Annotated in this window: 18 protein-coding genes; 6 read left to right on the top strand and 12 right to left on the bottom strand. The window is 53.6% G+C overall.

The window, feature by feature from the left end; genetic code table 11:
- Positions 1-43: 43 nt before the first annotated feature.
- The 3 genes from AC1UKS_RS10865 to AC1UKS_RS10855 form a co-directional block, all read right to left on the bottom strand.
- Complete coding sequence (locus AC1UKS_RS10865; RefSeq protein ID WP_265910548.1) at positions 44-1,261, bottom strand: sugar transporter; 1,218 nt, start codon at positions 1,259-1,261, stop codon at positions 44-46.
- 193 nt (positions 1,262-1,454) lie between these two features.
- Positions 1,455-3,845: a membrane-bound PQQ-dependent dehydrogenase, glucose/quinate/shikimate family gene (locus AC1UKS_RS10860; protein WP_482436823.1), complete on the bottom strand. Its 2,391-nt coding sequence runs from the start codon at positions 3,843-3,845 to the stop codon at positions 1,455-1,457.
- A gap of 256 nt (positions 3,846-4,101) precedes the next feature.
- The gene (locus AC1UKS_RS10855) at positions 4,102-5,253 is read right to left on the bottom strand and encodes a glycosyltransferase family 4 protein (RefSeq protein WP_482436821.1); all 1,152 of its coding nucleotides are present in this window, start codon (positions 5,251-5,253) and stop codon (positions 4,102-4,104) included.
- A gap of 561 nt (positions 5,254-5,814) precedes the next feature.
- Between AC1UKS_RS10855 and AC1UKS_RS10850 the strand changes: the two genes are divergently transcribed.
- On the top strand, positions 5,815-6,840 hold the full coding sequence (locus AC1UKS_RS10850) for a glycosyltransferase family 2 protein (protein ID WP_482436820.1): 1,026 nt from the start codon (positions 5,815-5,817) through the stop codon (positions 6,838-6,840).
- 42 nt (positions 6,841-6,882) lie between these two features.
- Here AC1UKS_RS10850 and AC1UKS_RS10845 read toward each other — a convergent pair whose 3' ends face one another.
- The 3 genes from AC1UKS_RS10845 to AC1UKS_RS10835 all read right to left on the bottom strand — a co-directional run bounded on the left by AC1UKS_RS10845 (position 6,883) and on the right by AC1UKS_RS10835 (position 9,999).
- Complete coding sequence (locus AC1UKS_RS10845; protein ID WP_482436819.1) at positions 6,883-8,550, bottom strand: methyl-accepting chemotaxis protein; 1,668 nt, start codon at positions 8,548-8,550, stop codon at positions 6,883-6,885.
- A 116-nt stretch (positions 8,551-8,666) separates the two neighbouring features.
- Positions 8,667-9,200: a PadR family transcriptional regulator gene (locus AC1UKS_RS10840; RefSeq protein WP_482436818.1), complete on the bottom strand. Its 534-nt coding sequence runs from the start codon at positions 9,198-9,200 to the stop codon at positions 8,667-8,669.
- A gap of 4 nt (positions 9,201-9,204) precedes the next feature.
- Positions 9,205-9,999: a siderophore-interacting protein gene (locus tag AC1UKS_RS10835; protein WP_482436817.1), complete on the bottom strand. Its 795-nt coding sequence runs from the start codon at positions 9,997-9,999 to the stop codon at positions 9,205-9,207.
- A gap of 255 nt (positions 10,000-10,254) precedes the next feature.
- On the opposite strand from AC1UKS_RS10835, the gene AC1UKS_RS10830 reads away from it, so the two are divergent.
- Both AC1UKS_RS10830 and AC1UKS_RS10825 read left to right on the top strand, forming a co-directional pair.
- Entirely contained in the window at positions 10,255-10,542 is a 288-nt protein-coding gene (locus tag AC1UKS_RS10830; protein ID WP_482436816.1) for a DUF8093 domain-containing protein, read from the top strand.
- Between the two features lie 12 nt (positions 10,543-10,554).
- On the top strand, positions 10,555-10,794 hold the full coding sequence (locus tag AC1UKS_RS10825; protein WP_482436815.1) for a hypothetical protein: 240 nt from the start codon (positions 10,555-10,557) through the stop codon (positions 10,792-10,794).
- 156 nt (positions 10,795-10,950) lie between these two features.
- Here the strand turns inward: AC1UKS_RS10825 and AC1UKS_RS10820 are convergent, their stop codons facing one another.
- The 3 genes from AC1UKS_RS10820 to AC1UKS_RS10810 form a co-directional block, all read right to left on the bottom strand.
- Positions 10,951-12,273 (bottom strand): PQQ-dependent sugar dehydrogenase, encoded by a 1,323-nt coding sequence (locus AC1UKS_RS10820; RefSeq protein ID WP_482436814.1) that lies wholly within the window; start codon positions 12,271-12,273, stop codon positions 10,951-10,953.
- Positions 12,270-12,704 carry a DUF2231 domain-containing protein gene (locus AC1UKS_RS10815; protein ID WP_482436812.1) on the bottom strand — a complete coding sequence of 145 codons (435 nt, stop codon included), beginning with the start codon at positions 12,702-12,704 and terminating at the stop codon, positions 12,270-12,272. The genes AC1UKS_RS10820 and AC1UKS_RS10815 overlap by 4 nt, the downstream gene beginning before the upstream one ends.
- A 176-nt stretch (positions 12,705-12,880) precedes the next feature.
- The gene (locus AC1UKS_RS10810; RefSeq protein WP_482436810.1) at positions 12,881-14,260 is read right to left on the bottom strand and encodes an NAD-dependent succinate-semialdehyde dehydrogenase; all 1,380 of its coding nucleotides are present in this window, start codon (positions 14,258-14,260) and stop codon (positions 12,881-12,883) included.
- A gap of 131 nt (positions 14,261-14,391) precedes the next feature.
- On the opposite strand from AC1UKS_RS10810, the gene ptrR reads away from it, so the two are divergent.
- A complete protein-coding gene (ptrR, locus tag AC1UKS_RS10805; RefSeq protein ID WP_482436809.1) occupies positions 14,392-15,276 on the top strand; it encodes a putrescine utilization regulator PtrR in 885 nt (294 codons plus the stop codon).
- Between the two features lie 54 nt (positions 15,277-15,330).
- Here ptrR and fabV read toward each other — a convergent pair whose 3' ends face one another.
- Positions 15,331-16,527, bottom strand: coding sequence for an enoyl-ACP reductase FabV (gene fabV, locus AC1UKS_RS10800; protein ID WP_013202276.1), 1,197 nt, complete (start codon positions 16,525-16,527; stop codon positions 15,331-15,333).
- Positions 16,528-16,777: 250 nt separating this feature from the next.
- A complete protein-coding gene (gene eptB / locus AC1UKS_RS10795; protein ID WP_265910560.1) occupies positions 16,778-18,436 on the bottom strand; it encodes a kdo(2)-lipid A phosphoethanolamine 7''-transferase in 1,659 nt (552 codons plus the stop codon).
- 518 nt (positions 18,437-18,954) lie between these two features.
- Between eptB and AC1UKS_RS10790 the strand changes: the two genes are divergently transcribed.
- Positions 18,955-20,229, top strand: a complete 1,275-nt coding sequence (locus AC1UKS_RS10790; protein WP_013202278.1) for a Glu/Leu/Phe/Val family dehydrogenase — start codon at positions 18,955-18,957, stop codon at positions 20,227-20,229.
- 33 nt (positions 20,230-20,262) lie between these two features.
- Here the strand turns inward: AC1UKS_RS10790 and AC1UKS_RS10785 are convergent, their stop codons facing one another.
- Positions 20,263-21,441: a Gfo/Idh/MocA family protein gene (locus tag AC1UKS_RS10785; protein ID WP_482436808.1), complete on the bottom strand. Its 1,179-nt coding sequence runs from the start codon at positions 21,439-21,441 to the stop codon at positions 20,263-20,265.
- Positions 21,442-21,709: 268 nt separating this feature from the next.
- Between AC1UKS_RS10785 and AC1UKS_RS10780 the strand changes: the two genes are divergently transcribed.
- A complete protein-coding gene (locus AC1UKS_RS10780) occupies positions 21,710-22,735 on the top strand; it encodes a LacI family DNA-binding transcriptional regulator (protein WP_482436807.1) in 1,026 nt (341 codons plus the stop codon).
- Positions 22,736-22,775: the final 40 nt, after the last annotated feature.

Genomic DNA, 22,775 nt, shown 5'->3' with positions numbered 1-22,775 from the left:
CCACTCCGCTATGGAGTGGTTTTTCTGTTTAAGCAGAAGAGTCTCAGGCTTCCGACTTCGCGCCCATCTGCTGGCCGCTCTCGACGGTGCGGGATGGCCATTTACGGAACATCGCAACGGTACCCACCAGCGCAGCAATGGCCGGAATGGCGGCAATGTAGCCAACCGAGGACACGCTCAGATCCATGCTCACCTTGTTCCCCAGCAATGCGCCCGCACCGATACCAATATTGACGATACCGGAGTACAACGCCATCGCCACATCGGTGGCATCCGGTGCCAGCGTCAGCACCTTCATTTGCAGGCTCATGCCGACAATCATAAAGGCCATGCCCCACAGCATCGAGACCGCAATGGTGCCATATTCGCTGACCGACACCGCCAGCAGGATCAGCAGGCAGACCGAAATCACCCCAATCGACACCGTCAGCATCTGCGCAGGACGCTGATCGCCCATCCGGCTGAAGATGACGCTGCCGGCAATACCGGCGATGCCAATCAGGAACAGCAGCAGCGTGGCAAAGCCTTCGGTGAAACCGGCCACCTGCACCACAAAGGATTCGATATAGGTAAAAGCGGTGAAATGGGCGGTGACAATCGCCACCGTCACCGCGTACAGGCTCATCAGTGCCGGACGACGCAGCAGCGTCGGCAGGTTTTTCACCGAACCGCCTTGCTCAGACTTCACTGACGGCATCACGCGGATAATCATCCACAACAGTACCAACGCGGCGGCACCGATGATCAGGAAGGTATAACGCCAGCCGGCAAACTGGCCGATCACGCGCCCTAACGGCAGGCCGAGTACCGACGCTAACGCGGTCGCCATCGCCAGCAGGCTTAACGCCTGAGCCCGTTTACCGGCCGGTGCCAGTCGCACCGCCAGCGACGCGGTGATCGACCAGAACAAGGCATGCGCCAGCGCCACGCCCGCGCGGCTGATCAGCAGCACGTCAAAATTCCAGGCAAAAAACGACAGCAAATGGCTGCCGGCGAACAGGATAAACAGCACGATCAGCAGCGTGCGGCGATTCACCTGGCTGGTGGCCAGCATCAGCGGCAGCGACATTAACGCCACTATCCAGGCGTAGACGGTCATCATTATGCCGGCTTGCGACGACGCGAGGCCGAAACTGCGGCCAATGTCAGAGAGCAAACCAACAGGGATATATTCGGTGGTGTTGAACACGAAGGCGGCAACTGCCAGAGTCAAAACCCTGGACCAGGCAACCTTGCGCGAAACGGCTAACAAATCAGACATAGCGTGCAGCTCCTGGATGAAAGAAAGACGTCCGAAAGCGCAATAGTGTAGGTCTATTTGAATTTTATTCAATAAAAGTGTGACCAATATCTCATTTTTAAGATATGAATTCTGAATAAGGCGGGGATGGTTGACCGGAAAAAGTCATCAGGCGGGTAAATCAGGGCGGAACTGGCGTTCCGCCCTCAGTGTATTACTTCAGACGGTATGCGACAACCGCATCGCCTGTTTTCGTGCCCAGTGAACCATGTCCACCCGCTGCAATAACCACGTACTGCTTGTTATCCGCGCCCATATAGGTAGACGGCGTTGCCTGACCACCGGCTGGCAGCTCGGTTTCCCACAGTAGCTTACCGGTGCTGGTGTCATACGCACGGAAGAAGTTATCTGCCGTTGCAGCATGGAATACCACATCGCCTGCTGTGGTCAGTGGACCACCGTGTGCCACCATGCCCATTGGGAAGCCAATTGGGAAGCGGCCCGGCAGGAAGGTGGTGTTCAGGTTTTTGGTGGTGCCCACGCGGCGCAGCCACTCGGTTTTACCGGTTTTCAGATCCACACCGACCATACGGCCCCACGGTGGCGCGATACACGGAATACCCAGGCTTGAGGAGAGCTGCTGGATATGGATGGCGTAGTCACCATCAAAGTTCTCGTTCCAGTAAGGCGTACCATCCTTGGTGAACAGACGCTGGGTCGCCGTTTCTGGCGTGCGTTTGATCAGGTTGTATTTGTACGCCAGACGAACAGGCGAGGCGATCAGGATCTGACGCTGCGGATCCACAGTAACGGAACCCCAGTTGAAGACACCAATGTTGCCCGGGAAGATGATCGAGCCGCCTTCCGTTGCCGGTGTCCATGGGTTGCCATCGTAACGCAGGGATTTGAAGTCGATGCGGCAGGCCATCTGATCAAACGGCGTCAGGCCCCACATGGATTTCTCACTGAGTGGGTCTGGCAGGAAGTTCAGCGAAGACACTGGCTGAGTCGGTGAATACTTCTCACCGGCAATGCCTTTGGTCGACACATCTACCTGATTGATTGGGTACACCGCTTCGCCAGTCAGACGGTTCAGCACAAACAGGTTACCGGTCTTGGTTGGCAGAATAACCACCGGCTGTTTTTTGCCCTGATAATCGATGTCCAGCAGCGACGGCTGCGAGGGATTATCACGGTCCCACAGGTCGTGTTTGGATGACTGGAAGCGCCATTTGAACTGACCGGTTTTCAGATCCAGCGCCACCAGCGTGTCACGGAATTTCTCGGTGTTGCTGTTGGCATCACGCTCAATACCCAGTTCGTCCGGGGAAGCATTACCAAACGGCACATACACCAGGCCATTCTTCATGTCAGCACTCAGCGTGCCCCAGGCAACCGGCGTATCCTGCGGATAGGTCTGGCCCGCGGCAATCGGCTGGGTGTTTTCCGGATTAGCCGGATCGAAGTTCCACACCAGACGACCGGTGATCACGTCATAGGCGCGAATAACGCCCGATGGGTTGCCGGCGTTGAAGCCGTTATCCATCACGGAACCACCAACAATCACCAGATTACCGGCAACCAGCGGTGCTGCGGTTTGCATCAGTGCATGCGGACGGATTTCGCCCATGTTGGCACGCAGATCGACCACACCGTTGTTACCGAAATCAGCACACAGCTTGCCGGTATCGGCATCCAGCGCCAGCAGTTTGGCATCGTTCGCGGCGTTGAAGATACGCTTACGGCAGATCGCTGGGGAGTTAGCCACAGCAGCTGGCTGCACGGCATTGGTGGCCGCCGCTTCTGGCGCTTCGTAGTAGCTTACGCCACGACAGGTCTGATGCTGCTGCAGATAAGAGCGATCTTTGGTTGGCTCATATTTCCACTTCAGCGCGCCCGTTTCCGGGTTCAGTGCATGCACTTCATTATGTGGCGTACAGAAGTAGATGCTGTTGTTCACTTTCAGCGGCGTAGCTTCGAACGTGTATTCGGACGCATCTTTCGCATCACGCAGGTCGCCGGTGTGGTAGGTCCACGCCACTTCCAGATTGCTGACGTTGTCAGAGGTGATTTGCTTCAGGCTGGAGAAACGCGCACCGTTGTTGGTGCCACCGTACGCGGTCCAGTCATTGCCCGCCACGTCAGTATCGGCTGGCGCACGCTGGTTAGTGATGTTCCCTTCCTTCGGATACGGATCGTAAAACATCAGGCCAATCACAATGGCAATCATGATGATAACGGTGGTGCCCAGGAACGGATGGAATTTGGCAGGGTTTGCAGGGTTCTGTGCTTTCGACAGCGGACGAACCACCCAGGGTAAGGCCAGCCAGACACCGATCAGGCCAATCAGATCGCCGCGAGGGATCCACTGCCATTTGTCGAAGCCGACTTCATAAATCATCCACGCCAGAACAATCCACATCAGGATGGCGTAAATGGTTAAGGCAATCTTTTTATTCTTGAACAGCGCAACTGCGGTAATCAGCAGTCCGATTGCCATAATGGCATAAAATGGTGAGCCGCCGATCATCAGCAACTGACCACCCATGTAAAGCATAGCGAGACCCACAATCGCTATAACGATACTCGTCAATTTGTTAATCATTTTCATCTCTCAATGTATACGAATGGATAAATATTATCCTTACGAACCCTTACAATTCGACAACACAAATTTAACTAAAAAAAAATTAGAAATAAAACCCATTTATTTAATGTATAGCAGGTTATTATTTCAGTGCGTTAGTACTTTACAGGTGCTGGAGGATCGGGGACGGAGGCAGGTTTTGGGCATAAAAAAGCCTCTTTTACAGAGGCTTATTGGACAAAATTTTGACAACACCGGCTTTAACGACCTGCTTTTAGCGGTGGTAAAGCATTTGAAGCTGTTGTTGATAGGCTAATATATCGTGTTCATTTCTAATTCTCGCAATAGCCGCATTCGCTTTCTGGTTAATCTGTTCCGGCGCGGCGAAGATCGACAGGATAATAGCCTTGAGCTGTTCGATGGTTTGCGTACGCACATAATTTCGTTCCTGAATGGATTTCACGCTGTAATCCAGATCGTCATTCAGGGTGTTAATGACCTGCCAGCCAGCCTGTTCAGGATTAATCTCCGGCAGTGCCCGGACATTGGTGGTGATAACCGGACAGCCGCAGGACTGCATTTCCAGTACCGAAAAGCCGTAGGTCTCAGCCCAGGTCGGCAACAGCCCGACATCCGCCTGCTGCAACAACTCAAGCACCCGATCGTTCGGCATAAAGCCGACATGTTCAATCCAGCTGTGGCGGGCAATAACCGATTCTGTGTAGCTGGCAAACAGCGGGTCGTCCTGATATTGGCCATGCGCGTAGTTATGTTTTTTTTCCAGGTCACCAATCAGCGTAACTTTAAGCTGCTCTGGGTTAATCAGGTTTTCTTCCACCAGTTCGCTAAAAGCACGAACCACCTCACCGCCGCCTTTACGGTAAAACTCATTACCAATAAAGACAAAATGAATCGGTTGAGCAGGATCGCGCGCTTGGCGGTGTGCCAGGGTGAGTTTTTGCGGCGGATGCATCACCACCGTTTTAGCCAGAATCGCCTTCGCAAGCTCAGGTGTGCGCTGAAACAGCTTGCTTTCCATCTTGTAAGCCGCGCCGGAAAGCGCAATCAGCGCTAAACAGTTGTCGGCGGCCAGCAGCGGCGCCAGGCGATCCAGTTCAGGAAAGTTGTCGCTTTTATCACCGCTCTTTTGCGGCAGGACCCGCGGTAATTCTGTCTCAAAGGTGGCCACCCATTTGCGATCGGTCTGCGCTACCTCGTTAAAAAGATGGAATATATCGACACTCCCCTTGTCCTGGATGCTCAAGGGTTTAAAGAGAAAATTCTTTCTTTTCTTCAAAACTTTCATATTAAGAAGATTAATATAGTAATAAACGTTTTTGGTCTTGAAGTTAATATATTCGACATTATTGTCGACGATAATTGTTCGCTTCTCAGGATAACTATCATTAGAAATGCCGACGATCATTCTGCACCTCGATTAGGTTTGCGCTTCCGGTCTTGAGAAAACAGCATTATCGGTTGCTCTCTTATATTTATCGCCATTACATCACCACAGCAATGACAAATTGTAAACATCCGTTTATTCCTATAGTTCACGCCCGTCGTTTATTCCTGACACCACTACATTACCGGGTTAATTTTGATGTGAATTCGCTAACGTTAATCTCACAAATGATTTTCTCGGCGATTGTTTTTAATAATGGTAAATAACTGAATGGGCACACGACGGGAAAGGCAGCGACAAGAGAAAATGCACCAACAAAAAAACCAATAAAAACAGATAATTGTAATTATTTCTTATGCGTTTTTTTCATATTAGCTTACCGCTTTTAAAATTACCCTCGGATTTACCTCAGGAATTACGCCCAGCGTAAGTTAAGTAAAAATATTAGCGACTATGATGCAATAGCGTTCTCCCGTGCGAATCCTCTGATTAACATTGGCCATTGGGGCAAAGAGTTGACTTATTCCACGGTAACGGGCTTGATAGAATTATTAAAACCAACGCAGCCCGATGGGAATTTCAATGAAACTATCCGTAATCATCCCTGCCTATAATGTCGCACCGTATATTGTGGAGTGCATTGATTCTCTACTTATGCAGATTGCCGCACCGAATGAATTAATCATTATTAATGATGGCTCTACCGACAATACGTTAGCGCTGGTCGAAATGCATTATCGCCACCTGAGTAACGTTAAGGTGTTTACCATTCCCAATGGTGGACTGGGCCAGGCACGTGACTATGGCATTCGCATGGCCATGGGCGAATTTGTCTTCTGTTGCGATCCCGATGATGTATTGGGTGCCGGCTTCTTTGATGAGCTTAACAGGGTGACCAATCAGCATACTGATGTGGAGATATTCTGTTTTAATTCGGTGATGTTTGATGATGATGCGGAAGCCAAAACCCAGCCTAAAATGGTCCATCAGCGCTTTGGCCTGATGCCCGCCAGGGCCGTTTTCACTTCGTTACTGGAAACCGACAGCTATACCTCGGCCACCTGGAACTATGCGCTGAAACGCGCGGTGATTATCGATAACGGCATGCGCTACAGCCGTCGCCTGCACGAAGACCATATTTTCACCGTCGAGGCCTTTCTGCGCAGCGGCAAAGCCTTCGTCAGTCGGAATGTCTATTATAAACAGCGTATAAGAAGTGGTTCCTTAACCAACAGCGCCAAAAACGACAGTTTCTATCGTCAACGTTATGATGCCTTTTTATGCTCATACAACATCCTGCTGATGCTGTTGGATCAGGATCCTGACCGCGACTATCTTAAGCGTTTGTACGCCATTCAGCAGTTCAAGCTGATGATGTATCTCTGCGCCTGGGATAATACCGCCCCGCCGCAATACCTTCTCGACGCCGTGCAGTACCTGGGACGCGACCTGAAGCCCGGCAGCCTGATCAATATGATCCTGTTAAATCATCCGGCGCTGTATGGCTCGTTAATCCGCATGAAGCTGAACCGCCGCATTGCGAAAGAAAAAAAGGTCATTCAGCGAGCGGCCTCAGGATCAGCCGCTCAGCACGGTAAAGCCCACTGATTTTTGGGGCGGCTCTAAACAGCTGCCCCGGCCCGGTTGCTATCAGAACGCTTCCCAGTTTTCACTGGCGTTTGAGGCGACGGCCATCGCCGGTTTTCTTACCGCGCGTAACGGGGCAGATTTCACTGACACCGCCTTACATTCCGCTTCCTGCGTCAGACGGAACACCGCAACGGCACTGTTAAGGTGGGCTGCCTGCTCTTCCAGCGACTGCGCGGCAGAGGACGCTTCTTCCACCAGTGCCGCATTCTGTTGCGTCACCCGATCCAGCTCTGACACCGCCAGCCCCACCTGACTGATGCCTTTGCTCTGCTCATCGGAAGCAGAAGAAATTTCGTCCATGATGTCGCGCACCTGCTTCACCGACACCACTATCGCCTGCATTGAGTCTTCGGCCTGTCCCGCCAGCTTCGAACCGTTCTGCACCCGCGCGGACGATTCGGCAATCAGGGTGTTAATGTCTTTGGCAGCGACAGCACTGCGCTGTGCCAGATTACGAACTTCTCCGGCCACCACGGCAAAACCACGACCATTTTCCCCGGCACGCGCCGCTTCAACCGCCGCATTCAGCGCCAGGATATTGGTCTGGAAGGCAATACTCTCGATCACGCCGGTGATTTCCGCGATTTTCTTCGAGCTTTCTTCCAGCCCGAAGATGGTTTTGATGACGCCATCGACGATCTCTCCACCCTTTTCTGCCGTTTCCGCCGCTGACAGCGCCAGTTTTGCCGCCTGATGCGAGTTATCGGCATTCTGCTTCACGGTAGCGGTAATCTGCTCCATGCTGGCTGCGGTTTGCTCCAGCGAGGCGGCCTGCTGTTCGGTGCGAGAAGAGAGGTCGTTGTTACCGGCGGCAATTTCACTGACGCCGGTCAGAATGCTATCGGAACTGGCGCGCACGTTACCCACGGTTTTCACCAGCGCCAGCTGCATGCCGTGCAGGCCAGACAGCAGACGCGCCATTTCGTTACGCGCGCTGCGGTCGATCTCAATTGGTTGGGTCAGGTCGCCCTGCTCGATGGCGCGAATATGGCCCAGCGCCAGGTTCAGTGGCTGAATTAACACCCGGCTCATCACCCGCCAGCACAGGCCAATAAAGAACACCACAATCAGCAGAATCGAACCGAGGAGCCACATCATGGTGGCAAATGCCTGATTACTGCGGGTCGACGCCTGTTTGGACAGCTTGCTGATCGCATCGCGCCAGTGGTTATAGTCCGCTTCCATCGCCAGCTGATCGTTGGCGATATTCAGCCCAAACAGCCCCGGCATATCGCGGTTAGCGGCAATGCCAATCAGCGTCGATAACTGCGTGGAATAGACCTGATAGGTGGCGGCTAACCGATCGTTTAACGCCGGATCCAGACCAGGAATGGCCGGGCCTGACTGGTAATCCTTAAACCAACGGTCTGCCAGCGCAATCTGTTCCTTGCCATGTTGCACCATGCCTTCGATTTTGCTACTCGATGGCCCGTCTTTTTGCAGCCAGATCAGCACGCGATTGCTGTCGGCACGCGCGGCGTTCAGCGCATACCAGGCATTGGTTAACGCCATTACCTTATCGTTTGCCGAACTGGCTGTTTCAAAACTGTCTTTATTGTCGCTAAGGGAAGAGAGGAAGAGCGCGCCTGCGATAAGCTGTAATGCGCCGAACGCAATAATGCTACACAGCAGGAAAGAGGAGGTTTTAATGCGGTTGAAAACTGACATATCAGCACCCTGTTAAATGTGACACAAATCACATTTATCGGCATGTTTACCGGTAACATTAGGGCTAGTTAAGGGTTTATTTCACCCCTTAACCGTTGATGATTGTCATGAGAGGATCAGCTGCGCTCAATCTTTTTGGCCGCTTCATCCAGCGCATCGATGATGTCATACAGCGTGGATTGGGAAAGCTCGGGATGGGACAAGCGGGTATTGAGAGCCATTTTCATATTATGAATGGCACGCTCAATTTCCGGAATGCTGCGGTTGTTAACCAGTACCGCCATTGAGGTCAGTCTGCCGATGATGGCTTGCAGGCTATCCTTAGCCTGCTCAAGCTGACGCCCCCCTTCCTTCTCCAGACCATACGCCTTGCGCGCGGCCTGCGGATCCTTAACCCGAATGCAGTCCATCTCTTCCAGCAGCGTCAGATTGGGATAGATGATGCCCGGGCTGGGCGAATACTCGCCTTTCGACAGCTCCTCAATCGACTTTATCAGCTCGTAGCCATGCGCCGCACCCTGCGCGATAAAGTGCAGGATCAGCAGCCGGATATCGCTGGCATCCAGCATTTTTTCGCGCCGTTTTCTGCGCACTTTGGCGCAGGCTTCCTGCTGGGCCGGATCCTGGGGCGATTGCGGGGAGAGTTTCATGCGCTTATTTCTGATGCCAGTAAGCGACCGCGCGCACAAAGTCGGCTTCTCTTTGCCGTTGGCCGGTAAAGTAATCGCTCAGCAGTTTGACGGCGGCGCCCTCACCGGTCAGCCAGATAAAATAGTCTTCATCTGGCAAAGCGATCCGATCCAGCTTGCCGATCAAATCCGTGGCGGTTGCGGTATTCATGTTGCCGCTGCCTAACCAGCAGACGTCAACCCCGTCCAACTCTGGCAAGTAGGCTTTGCCGGTGGCTTCATCAGCCCAGGCAAAAAGCGTAATCTTGCTGCCAGTCATCGTTGCCAGACGGCGCTTGAAGGCGGGAAGCCCGGTTTCATCGCAGACATAGAGCTGGAAATCATAATCCTCTGGCACCACCAGCGAACCGCGTGGGCCGCCAACCGCCAGCTTGTCGCCCGGTTGCGCTTTCGCCGCCCAGTCGCTGGCCACGCCGGACTGATGAAGATAGAAATCCAGCGTCAGCGAGGACTGGCCATCAAAGAACAGCGGCGTGTAATCACGCGCAACCGGCCGGACGCCATCTTTCCACACCACGCCATCTTCGGTGATTTCCGGCAGGTGAAACTCACCGGTTTTAGGATCGGGGAAAAAGACTTTGATGTGATCGTCAAAACCTTGTGAGGTGAAGCCTTCAAGGGCTTCGCCACCAAATTTGATGCGGTAGAAGTTGCCGGCAATCAATTCCTTCGACACCACTTCTAATGGGCGAAAACGCAGTTCATTTCTTACGCGGCGCGGGATGCGACGACTTTTTTCAGCGAACTCAGACAAGATCATTCTCCCAAATGGGGTGGCGAACCCGTAATTACGCGCCAACTGGCTTGGGTTAAAATATATCTATGATATATCTTGAATACAAGCTAATTCGCTCACGCTGTGCACGGGCCGCCTGAAGACCCACCTGCATACCTTATTTTTTTTATGATTATTATCAAATATTTATATAACTAAAAGGGTGTATTTTAGGTTAAGCCAGAAATGAGATAGGATGAAAACTCGTCAATCTCACCCGCAAGGATTAGCCGGTGCCGTATGTTTTCACTCTATAGATATAGCGATATCGAATGGGAGTTAACCCCTGAGGATTATCCTTTCGTTTTGTCGCCTGACAGAGCAATGGATCGGGTAAAGAAGCATTACGACCTTGAACCAAGCCACTACAGCCATTTCGGAGCCTTCGAATTACCAACGCGTTTATTTTCTAACCCGCAAACCTGGCAACGCGCTCAAGCGGGTTATGCCGATCGGGTTTACGATATGGTCAAAGATTCTCTTCAGATAGGCTGGCTGATTGGCATTGACCCTATAAGACATTCTTAAGGAGCGTAAATAATGGAATTCACTGCATATGAAGCTTGGGTTGCCACACTCGGAGAAGCGCTTAGCGAACTGGCTCTGGACGCTAAGGTTCAACAGGTTGCTTCGGCAGGCACCAGTAGTGAGGGTTTTCAGACCGGTTATCTGTCCGCATTCCATAGGGTTATCACGCTGGTGCAACAACAAGACGATATTTATGATATCGACCTGCAGAAAATTGGTTTAGATAAAATCAAAGAGTCTGACCTGATTTGATCCCTCAGGCTGAGCATCAGACCATCGACAGCGAGGCCTGCGGGTAAAACAGCCAGGTGATAACACGTGAATTCAGCCACTAAAAAAGCCGGGGATTAGCTCCACCGGCTGATATAAATTCAGAAAATCGACCCGCGCTGCACGGGCCGCCAGGAGTCAGGGTTTAGCCGCCGCCGTCACCCGCCAGACCACATTCCCGGCATCATCCGCAATCAGTAAGCCGCCCTGCCGATCCATGGTTAGCCCGACGGGAAGGCCGCGCACCTCTTTCTGGTCATCGGTCAGGAATCCGGTTACCACCGGCTTAGGTTGCCCTGTCGGCTTGCCGTCCTTGAAGGCTACCCAGACAACCTGATAACCATTCAACGGTTTTCGGTTCCAACTGCCGTGTTCACTGATAAAGGCACCGCCGCGATAGTCCGCCAGGTTGTTGCCCTGGTAGAACCATAATCCGAGTGGGGCCACATGCGAACTCAGGGCATAATCAGGCTTAAGCGCTTTGGCGACCAAATCCGGACGCTGAGGGCTAACGCGTTGATCGAGATGCTGGCCGTAATAACTGTAAGGCCAGCCGTAGAAACCGCCCTCCTGCACTGAGGTCATATAGTCCGGCACTAAATCGGCACCAATTTCGTCACGTTCGTTGACGATCGCCCATAATTCACCCGTTTGCGGTTCCCATTGCAGACCGGTCGGATTACGCAATCCGCTGGCGTAAATTCGGCTGGCACCGGATGCGACGTCCACTTCCAGAATGTCTGCACGGCGATATTCAGCCCCAATGCCATTTTCGGTAATGTTGCTGTTGGAGCCGATCCCCGCATACAGCTTACTGCCGTCCGGGCTGGCCAGCAGCGACTTGGTCCAGTGATGGTTGATTGGTCCGCCAGGCAGTTCGGTCAGCTCGGTGCCCGCATCAGTAATCTTCGTCTCGCCGCTTTTATACGGATATTTTCGAATTGCATCGGCGTTGGCGACATACAGGTTGTCACCAATCAGCTGGATACCAAATGGGGAATAGAGCCCCTGAAGGAAAACGTGTTTTTCCCAGGTTTTGCCGTCGCCGTTGCTGTTTCTGAGCAGCGTGATCCGGTTGCCGCCCGCGCCGCCTTTGCCGGAGGCATTTTTAATGAGGCCGGTGATCAGCTGTTTTGGCTGGGTGGTCGGCGCTTTTGGCCCACTGCCTTCAACCACCAGAATATCGCCGTTCGGCAAAGTATAAAGCTGCCGTGGATGTTGCAGGCCGTCGGCAATTTTCTCGATGTTCAGCCCTTCCGCCACCTTCGGCTTTTCGCCCTCTTTCCACGCGGCACCCGCAGGCACCTGCATCGGCGGGATCAGGAAGTTTTTGGCTGCAGGAAGTTCAGGATTTGCCCCGGTCTGCCGGGCTGGATCGATTTTCGCGCCATCATCACAGCCTGAAATGACCAGCGTAATTGAAACGGCCAGCAACGAGAGGATCAGTGATTTAGGGATCATAAAACCTCCTGAGTGCGGGTACGCAAAGCCAGCTGAACATTCGCAAACAGCAGCAGTAGCACCACCAGCGTGGAAAGGATTGCGCCAGTCGGCACGACGGCAAAGGCATCACGGCTGTGAACAAAGGCGTTGAATACCGCCAGCACAATCGCCAGCAGCCAGGCCCAGAAATGAATTTTGATTGCCGATCCCTGCGGATAGGAGTGCCCCACCCACACCTGAACCAGATTGATCAGACGGGGGATAATGGCGATCACCAGACCAATAGCGATCAGCCAGCTGGCGGCTCGGGTCCAGACGATCTCCGTGCTGTAGATATAAATAATATCGAACATCCAGGCGGCAACAAAAAAGCCAAGAGGTACGGGATTCAACAGCGAATAAAGGGCAACAGCCAGGGCGGAATTACGGGATGGTGCATGAGATGACATTCACAGGCTCCTTTTACAAAATGCGCACGGCGAAGGGAAAAGCCGACGTGCCCGACTGTAAAAGGTTAGTTAACATAATGACTTTGTGTTTGTAAATGTGACATTAAGTGATTAAAACGCCGAAAAAAAGCCGATGAACGGGCATCCACCGGCTTACATCACGTTAACAAATGGAGTTACGCTTCCTGCCACACCGTCTGCGCATTGGTGAACTCGCGGATGCCGAAGTGGGACAGCTCACGACCAAAGCCGCTGTGCTTTACGCCACCAATTGGCACTCGGGGATCCGAGAAGCTTGGTGAGTTGATAAATACGCCGCCAGTTTCAATCTGGCCCGCCAGCTCGCGTGCTTTTTCCAAATCCTTGCTCCACAGGCTGCCGCCCAGGCCGAACTCAGAGTCATTGGCCATCGCAATAGCATCAGCGGCGTCTTTGGCCACAATCAGCGAGGCGACCGGGCCAAACAATTCCTGCTTAAAGCTGGTCATGCCCGGCTTGACGTTGCTTAACACGGTCGGCGCATAGAAGTTGGCCTCGCCTGGGATCACATGGCCACCTAACAGGCACTCCGCCCCTTCTTTCAGCGTTGCCTGCACCTGAGAATCCAGCTCATCACGCAGATCGAAGCGCGCCATTGGACCGATAAAGGTCTCTTCTTCACGCGGATCGCCCACTTTCATCGCTTTTACCGCTTCGACAAACTTGTCACGGAACTCCTCGAATACCGCAGATTCAACGATGATGCGTTTCGCGGCAATACAGATTTGTCCGCTGTTGGCAAAACGGCCTGAAATTGCCCCTTTTACGGCCGCATCGATGTCGGCATCGGCCAGCACAATAAAGGCATCGGCACCGCCCAGCTCCAGCACGCTTTTCTTGATTGCCGCACCCGCCAGACCGGCAATTGCCGCACCCGCCCGCACGCTGCCCGTTAAGGTCACCGCAGCAATTCGGCGATCGTTAATGATTTTAGCCACCGCGTCGTTATCGGCATTCACCACGTTAAACAAGCCTTCCGGCACGCCGGCTTCCGTCAGCACGGATTGCAGCAGCAGCGCGGCGCCCATCACGTTTGGCGCAGGTTTCAACAGGTAGCTGTTGCCCGCCAGGATGATAGGGACCGCGCCGCGCAGGACTTGCCAGACCGGGAAGTTCCACGGCATTACGGCGAGAATCGGGCCCAGCGGCAGATATTGTACAAAGGCTTTATTGTTCTCAACCAGCGTCGGCTCAGGGTTGAGGAATTCCGGGCCCTGCTCGGCATACCATTCGCATAGACGCGCGCTTTTTTCGACTTCAGCCAGACCTTGCGTCACCGGCTTACCCATTTCATCGGTCATCATCTCTGCCAGCTCGCGGGCGTGTTGACGCAGGCCGCCAGCGATATTCCGCAACAGCGCGGTGCGGGCGGAGATATCGGTGACACGCCAGTCCTGGAAAGCGGACCAGGTCTGCTGCAGCGCCGTATCGACATCGTCTGCGGTGGCAAAAGGCGTGTTACGTGACACATCGCCGGTGAAGGGATTGCGTGAAACTGCACCTGTTGTTGCGTTCATAAAATTCTCCTGATCCGTGGGCAACATTGCCCGAAGCAAAGGGATTAACGTTGATGCAATCATCATAGGCTTGCGGAGCTTTCTTTAAAAATGAATAATAATGAAAATATCTTACTCATATCGAGAATGTTATGGATCTGACCCAGCTGGAAGTGTTCCGCGCCATCGCGGAGGAAGGGAGCGTTACCGCTGCCGCTGAGCGACTGCATCGCGTGCCGTCGAATATCTCCACGCGATTACGCCAGCTGGAGGACGAACTCGGGGTAATGCTGTTCAGCCGCGAGAAGTTACGCCTGCATATTACTGATGCGGGCAGAACCTTGCTGGATTACGCCATCCGCATTCTTGCCCTGACGGAGGAAGCCCGTGAGCGGGTCTCCAGTCAGCATCCCGCCGGGATTTTCACCCTTGGCGCCATCGAAAGCACCGCCGCCGTTCGCCTTCCTCCGCTGATCGCCCGCTATCATCAGGCGTGGCCAGGGGTGGAACTGGATCTCTCTACCGGTCCGTCTGGCGATATGACCGATGGCCTGCTGTCTGGCCGATTCAGCGCGGTGTTTATTGATGGCCCGCCGAAGCACCCACAGCTGGAAGGCGTTGCGGCCTTCGCCGAAGAGATGGTACTGATCTCCTCCCTTAATCATCCGCCGGTGAGCCGCGCAGCCGATATCAACGGCTCGACGATCTATGCTTTTCGCGCCAACTGCTCTTACCGACGGCTGTTTGAAAACTGGTTTGCACTGGATAACGCCGCACCGGGCAAGATTTTCGAGATGGAGTCTTATCATGGCATCGTGGCGTGCGTCAGTGCCGGTGCCGGCCTGGCGATGATCCCGAAAAGTATGCTGGAGAATATGCCAGGCAGAGACAGCGTGATGGCCTGGCCAGTGGCCGACGATCGCGGGCTTCTGGATATCTGGCTGATCTGGCGAAAAGGCAATGGCTCGGCAAACCTGAAGGCGATGGCGAGCATGCTTGAAATCGATCGGGAAGTGCTTACGCGGGCAAACCAATAAGCCAAAAAAAAAGCCTGTCCGAAGACAGGCTTTTTTATGCATGCAGAACAGGAATTACATCTGCACCAGATTTTTGATCTTAACGTCTGGGTTAACGTCAGCATCGTAATCCACGCCCGGCAGGCCGAAACCGAACAGGTGCATGAATTCGGTTTTGTAGCCCACAAAATCAGAGATTTCGTTCAGGTTTTCGTTGGTCACCGTTGGCCACAGTTTTACCACTTCATCCTGCACTTCTGGCGTCAGCTCTTTGTAGTCCGCGCGCAGACGGCCGACGTCATCCAGAATTGGCGATGCGCCGTACAGACTGTCCTTGAACAGGCCGTAAACCTGCTCAATGCACCCTTCGTGCGTACCCTTCTCTTTCATCACTTTAAACAGCAATGACAGATACAGCGGCATCACTGGGATCGCAGAACTCGCCTGAGTCACCACCGCTTTCAGCACGGAAACGCGCGCGTCGCCGCCTTTTTCCGCCAGGGTGTCACGAATAGTCAGAACGCGCTTGTCCAGATCCTTCTTCGCTTCACCGATGGAGCCGTTCCAGTAAATGTCATGGGTGATCTGCTCGCCGAGGTAGGTGAAGGCGGTGGTCTTCGCGCCATCAGCCAGCACGCCAGCTGCTTTCAGATCGTCAATCCACATCTGCCAGTCTTCACCACCCATAACCGCAACAGTGCCGTCGATCTCTTCCTGCGTTGCGGGTTCCAGCGTGATGTCGGAGATGGTTTCTTTGTCGGTGTTCAGGCCGCGCGTGGTCAGGGTCTTACCCACTGGCTTCAGCGTTGAGTTGAACACTTCACCGGTTTTAGGGTGAGTACGACGTGGAGACGCCAGGCTGTAAACCACCAGGTCAACCTGACCCAGGTCCTGTTTGATCAGCTCAATGGTCTTCTGCTTCACGGCGTCAGAGTAAGCGTCGCCGTTGATGCTTTTTGCATACAGGCCTTTCGCTTCAGCCAGCTCTTCAAACGCGGCAGAGTTGTACCAGCCAGCGGTAGCCGGTTTGGTTTCTTCGCCTGCACGTTCAAAGAACACGCCCAGCGTATCGGCTTCGCAACCGAACGCCGCAGAGATACGGGCAGCAAGGCCGTAACCGGTTGAAGCACCAATCACCAGTACCTTTTTCGGACCATTGGCAATTTTGCCGTGGCTGGTCACGTACTCGATTTGTTTTTCAACGTTAGCTTTGCAACCCGCCGGATGGGCAGTAACACAGATAAAGCCACGGATGCGTGGTTTAATAATCATGTCGACCTCAATTGATACTGTCACAGTAAATATGGGCAGTAGAATACCCGCTTGTGCCGGTTCAGGCAAAGCTATCGGCGAAAGGATCGCGTTTAGCCCCGTCATTTGCTCACTCTTCATGCAGCAAATATTCAACGATAGGTGACGACAAGCGTATAGCAAAGGATAAAGACACATTATGGAAGAAGATAAAAAGTCAGGGAGGCCCGAAGGCCTCCCTGAAATGACGGACTAACGTGACGCTAACAGATTACGGGTTAACGTGGCACCAGTTGCGTAATTCGTTGATGCCGCCGTCCGGCGAGGTATAACCAATACACCCGAGGATGCTGTCGAACAGCTTCTCGTGGAACACCGGGGTTTTATCCTTCGCCAGCTTTTTCAACTGCTGGAAGGCTGTGGCGTTGTCAGGCTGCTGCAGGAACTTATCCGACGCCCAAACCATAATCGGAACGCTGCGCTGTGCCATCGGCGCGACATCACGCGGTGTGCCATGGAAGTGCATGTTTTTCGAAATAGATTCGCCGTGATCCGAGGCATAAAACACAATCGCGTTTTTGTCCCGCAGCTGGTTAAACACCTGTTCCAGTACGTGGTCGGTGTACAGCAGGCTGTTATCGTAGGAATTGACCATTTCTTCGGTAGAACACTGGTCATCAATGCCCTGGCACTCCGGCTTGTAGCGGGCGAACGAGCGTGGATAGCGTTCGGTATAGAGATAGTGCGAGCCTTTGGTGTGCAGGATCACCAGGTGTTTGCCCTGCGGATGGCGATCGATGGAGTCTTTTAACTCATTAACCAGCGCCATATCATCAATCGGCTTGCCGACGTTACGCTTCTCAGACTGGATGGTTTCGCGCAGCGCATAATCATCCGCCATCACTTTGTTGTAGAACCATGCCTCGCTCTGCATTGAGAACAGTTCTGACGAGAAGCCCTGCTTTTTCAATACCGAGAACACGTTCATCTCTTTAAGCGTACGCTGAGGTGCCTCAGACGCGCCGCCTTCCCGGACAAACATACAGCGCAGCGAGAGTTTGGTTGAGGTATCGCAGGAATAGCCCTGCAATGCCGCCAGATTCGGCTCTTTATCCAGATTTGGCGTGTTATCCCGGTCGTAGCCGTAAAGCCCCATATGATCGCGACGGGCACTTTCACCAATCACAAACACCACGTAAAGATCCTTCACGTCCTTCGGCGGCGTATAGGTGAAGTGGGCCGCAGGGTCGAACAGATTGCGGCTGTCCTCGGCCTGGCTCCAGCTGCTGTAGGCCAGCAACCCCATACCCGAAAGCCAGTTGGACGGGGAGTAGGTTCCGGCAACCACGCCGCCATAGCTGGCCATCATGCGGTTGTTTTGTTTATCCTGCTGATCCTGGTGGTCACCCATCACTTTCAGCGGTACCCAGCAACAGGCAGCTGCGGCCAGCATCACCCCAGCCCGGCGCAGAAACGCCTTGCCGTTTTTAATGCGCAACGAGGCTTCCGGCATCGGCGTCAGCCATAACATCAATATCGGCAAGACGCTCACCAGTACCACCCACACCATAAAGTGCCAGCCAACGGACTCTTTCGAAAGGTCCAGGCTGTCGGTAGCCATCACCGAGGCGATAATGCCGTAGCCGATATCAACATTGAAGAAGATCATGTAATAGCTGGCAGCCACCGAGAACACCACCAGCAGCGTGGTCAGTATTCTGAACAGCCAGCGCCCGGTCATTGATAACAGCAAGGTGGTAAACAGGACCAGCATAAACGCGGCCACCAGCTCGATGCCGGTCGACAAAATGGCGTCATGTTGCAGCTGGTGAAAACGGCGGAAAAAGATCGGTAGGTTAAGCAGGATCCCAATGTATAAAGCAATAAAACAACAGACCCGGTGCTGGGTCAGAAAATGCAGTTTTTTCATCTGGTTCTTCATTAATGCTGGTGAATGTCATGCCAGGAACAGAGCGTAAGTGTTCTGAAAACTGCCACAGAAATGCGTTAGCAGAATGTCAGACAAAGTAAAGAAGGCGGAGTTTAACGCAGCGGCAAAAAAATGGCTGTTATAATGTAACAAGAAATGTGTCATTACTTGAGTCATTCGCGGTCCTGGCCCTTCTCCAACAAAGTGTTCTCTATGCCCTTCCCTCAAATTGCATAATTTGATCGCATTCAAAGTTCTGATAAATAAAGCCAAAGCGGCGACTATGCACTTTTACTGCATAACTATGAGAATAATTCTCACCTTCTCGGTTTAACTGCCCTGACGGGTAAGTATTTATTCGCTTCAGCCCTACCAAATCCGGCCTCAACCACAAATTTCACACTAAATTAACGATTTGGAAACGTCGTTTTAGTGGTAGATTCTCTCGCGAAGAAGTCGTATCAACTAACCACTTGCTGGTTTCGCAGTACATATAACTAATTAATGAAAGGTTTGTTATGGATAAGCTATCTTACGTTTCAGAAGGCAGCACAACGGCCTGGTCTACCTACCTGCAGCAAATCGACCGCGTCGCCCCTTACCTCGGCGACCTCACCCGCTGGATTGATACCCTCCGCCACCCTAAACGCGCGCTGATCGTCGATATCCCGCTGCAGATGGACGATGGCAGCATCCGTCACTTCGAAGGTTTTCGCGTGCAGCACAACCTTTCCCGCGGACCAGGCAAAGGCGGCGTGCGTTATCACCCTAACGTCGATTTGAATGAAGTGATGGCGCTGTCAGCGTGGATGACCATTAAGTGTGCTGCGGTAAACCTGCCTTATGGCGGTGCCAAAGGCGGCATTCGTGTCGATCCTTTTAAACTGTCTGAAGGTGAGCTGGAACGTCTGACCCGTCGCTATACCAGCGAAATCGGGCTGATCATTGGGCCGCAGAAAGACATTCCTGCGCCGGATGTCGGCACCAACGCCAAAGTGATGGCGTGGATGATGGATACCTATTCCATGAATCACGGCACCACCATTACCGGGGTTGTCACCGGCAAACCGATCCACCTTGGCGGTTCGTTAGGCCGCGAAAAGGCCACCGGCCGTGGTGTGTATATTACCGGCCGTGAAGTTGCCCGCCGTTCCGGCATCGAAATTGAAGGGGCGAAAATCGCCGTTCAGGGTTTTGGTAACGTTGGCAGTGAAGCTGCGCGTCTGTTCGTGGCGGCGGGTGCGCGTGTGGTGGTCATTCAGGATCACTCCGCGACCTTGTTCAACGCCAATGGCATCGATTTAACCGCACTGAGCGAGTGGCAGGCCAGCAACAAAAACATTGCGGGCTTCCCGGGCGCGGAAGAAATTGCCAGCGAAGCGTTCTGGTCCACGCAAATGGATATTCTGATCCCTGCCGCGCTGGAAGGACAGATCACCCGCGAGCGCGCTGAGATCCTCAGCTGTAAGCTGGTGCTGGAAGGCGCTAACGGCCCGACCTATCCGGATGCGGACGATATGCTGACCTCACGCGGCGTCACCGTGGTGCCGGATGTCATCTGTAACGCCGGCGGCGTCACGGTCAGTTACTTCGAATGGGTGCAGGATATGGCCAGCTTCTTCTGGAGCGAAAGTGAGATCAACGATCGCATGGATAAAATCATGACCGAAGCGATGATCCACGTCTGGGATAAAGCCAGCGAGAAATCGTGCAGCCTGCGTACCGCTGCCTATATCGTCGCCTGCGAACGCATTCTGATGGCCCGTAAAGACCGGGGAATTTACCCAGGTTAAGCCGTAAAGGGCGGAGTCATCCGCCCTGTTTACTTACTCGAAGTTCACCCACACCGCGCCGCTGTCCGCCGAGCGCACGCAGTTCTCCACCCAACGCACGCCGTCCAGCCCCGCATCAATACCCGGATAGACCATTTCAGCCAACGCCGCCTCATCCCCACGCTGTTTCGCATCGATGGCGACGGCAAACTTCAGATAGATATTCGACCAGGATTCAATCAGGCCTTCGGTGTGCAACGCGCCGAGACGATCGTCGGCTAAAGCCGATTCATCCAGATACGGCATCCCGTGGTGCATCACCTGGTTTGGCTGACCCTGAACTTCATACACCAGTTCGTTTGGCTGGTAATCGCCCCACTGCAGGCTGGCCTTCGATCCCACCACGCGAATAAACTGGCTGTTCATCGAACCGGCGTTAATCGCCGAGGTCCACAAGCGGCCGACCGCGCCACCGTGATAATGCATCAGCACCATGGCGTTATCCTCCAGCGGCGCGCGGGAGGGGATAAAGCTCTGGCGGTCGCACAGCAACGATTGCAGCTTTAGCTCCGGCAGCACCAGCTGGGAGATATAGAAGGTATGGGTGGAGAGATCCCCCAACACAAAACTTGGCCCGGCAATCTTCGGATCGACCCGCCATTTCTGCGCATCGGAGAATTTGTCGGCGCTGTCATTGGCACTGAAACCGTGGGTATATTGCAATTCCACCATGCGCACGTCGCCAATATCACCCTGCGCGATCATCTTGCGCATTTGCAGCAGCATCTGATGGCCTGAATAGCCGTAGGTGACGCCAACGATTAGCCCTTTCTCTTCAGCCAGCTGCTTCACTTCTTTTACTTCGGCACTGGTAAAGAATAGCGGCTTTTCACAAATCACATGCAGCCCGGCATTCAGCGCGGCTTTGGTGATCTCGTAATGCGTGCCGTTTGGCGTGGCGATGGTCACCACTTCAATGCCATCGGCGCGCTTCGCCTCTTCGGCAAACATTTGCGGGTAGCTGTCATAACAACGGCTGGCGTCCACGCCAATGTTGACGCCGAAATCACGGCCGCGCGGCGCATCAATATCAAATGCGCCAGCGACCAGCTGATACGCGGTGTTATCACGCAGCGCACCGCAGCGGTGTTTGTACCCGACCTGGCTTAATCTGCCACCGCCAACCATTGCCCAGCGCAGCGGACGGGCGATTTTCTTCTCTCCATTCAACATAACGACCTCTTTTATCGGGTTTATACAGGGTAAGTGGCTCTCGGCTGATTTTTGCAACCGGGTGCAAAACGGGCAATGCAACCGGGTGCGAAATGGATTACTCAGCGGAGATAACGGCCCAACTTTCTGGGAGGATGGGAAAGAAGTAAACGGCAGAATGATGATTTCACAGCCCCGATCACAGTAATCAACTATTTTGCACCCGGGTGCATAAAGCGGATCGTATTGTGCATTACACTGGTGTCCTGGTAGTAAATGAGAAGAGACAATGAGCGAAAAAATGCCACCACAGCCTCCTGCACGTAAGGTCACCGCCAGCGATGTGGCGAAACGCGCCGGCGTGTCGAAATGGACCGTATCACGGGCATTCACCGATGGCGCGTCGATCTCTGAACCCGCCATGGAGCGGGTGCAGCAGGCAGCGAAAGAACTGGGTTACCGCCCTAACCTGCTGGCGCGCAGTTTGTCGAAGCGAAGCTCGCATCTGATCGGCGTGGTGGTCGATGAAATGCTCAATCCCAACCTGCTGACCTTGCTGGATCAGGTGACTCAGCAGCTGCAGCTGCGGGGGTATATGGCGCTGTTAATCAATATCAGCGCGCAAAAAAGCGAAGAAGCGGTGCTGACGCTGGCCGATCAGCTGCAGGTCGATGGCTTACTGTTTCTCGGCACGCTGTTGAGCGATGAGCTGATCGCTCTCGCCCGCGATATTCACCGCATCCCTCTGGTGCAACTGTGCCGCAACGATGACAACCCCTACATCCAGATAATCAACACCGATGGCTATCAGGCTGGCTATCAAACCGCCGACCTGCTCCATCAGCAAGGTTACCAGCGCTTTAGCTACATGAAAGGCCCGGATACCGAATCCACGCAGCTGTTGCGTTATGAAGGCTATCGCGATCGGCTGGTAGAACTTGGCGTGACCGAAGCCGGGATTACGCTGCTGAAGGCCAACCATTACAACCATGCCAGCGGCTATAACGCTTATCGTCAATATCTGACATCAACCCCGCAACAGGCCTGGGCGGAGGCGATGTTCTGCGAGAACGATATCCTTGCCATTGGCGTGCTGGATGCGCTGGCCAGCACCGCGCCTGAACATCACTTAGGCATCGTCGGTTATGACAATATCGAGCTGGCAGGCTCAAGCCGCTATCAACTGACAACCTACGCTCAGCCGTTGAGCGATATGTTGCAGGAAGCGGTTTACCGTCTGACCGCGCCGGAAAGCGAGCCACGGCAATACCAGCATCACGACCAGCTTCAGCTCAGACGTTCACATCTGCGCTAGGCAAGAGGCTCCGGTCACCCAACAAATCTATCATTTTCTA

Source organism: Erwinia sp. AK-PDG3-5, from assembly GCF_056821705.1.
Note: the sequence above shows the minus strand (reverse complement) of the source record. Positions and strands in the feature narration are given on the sequence as shown.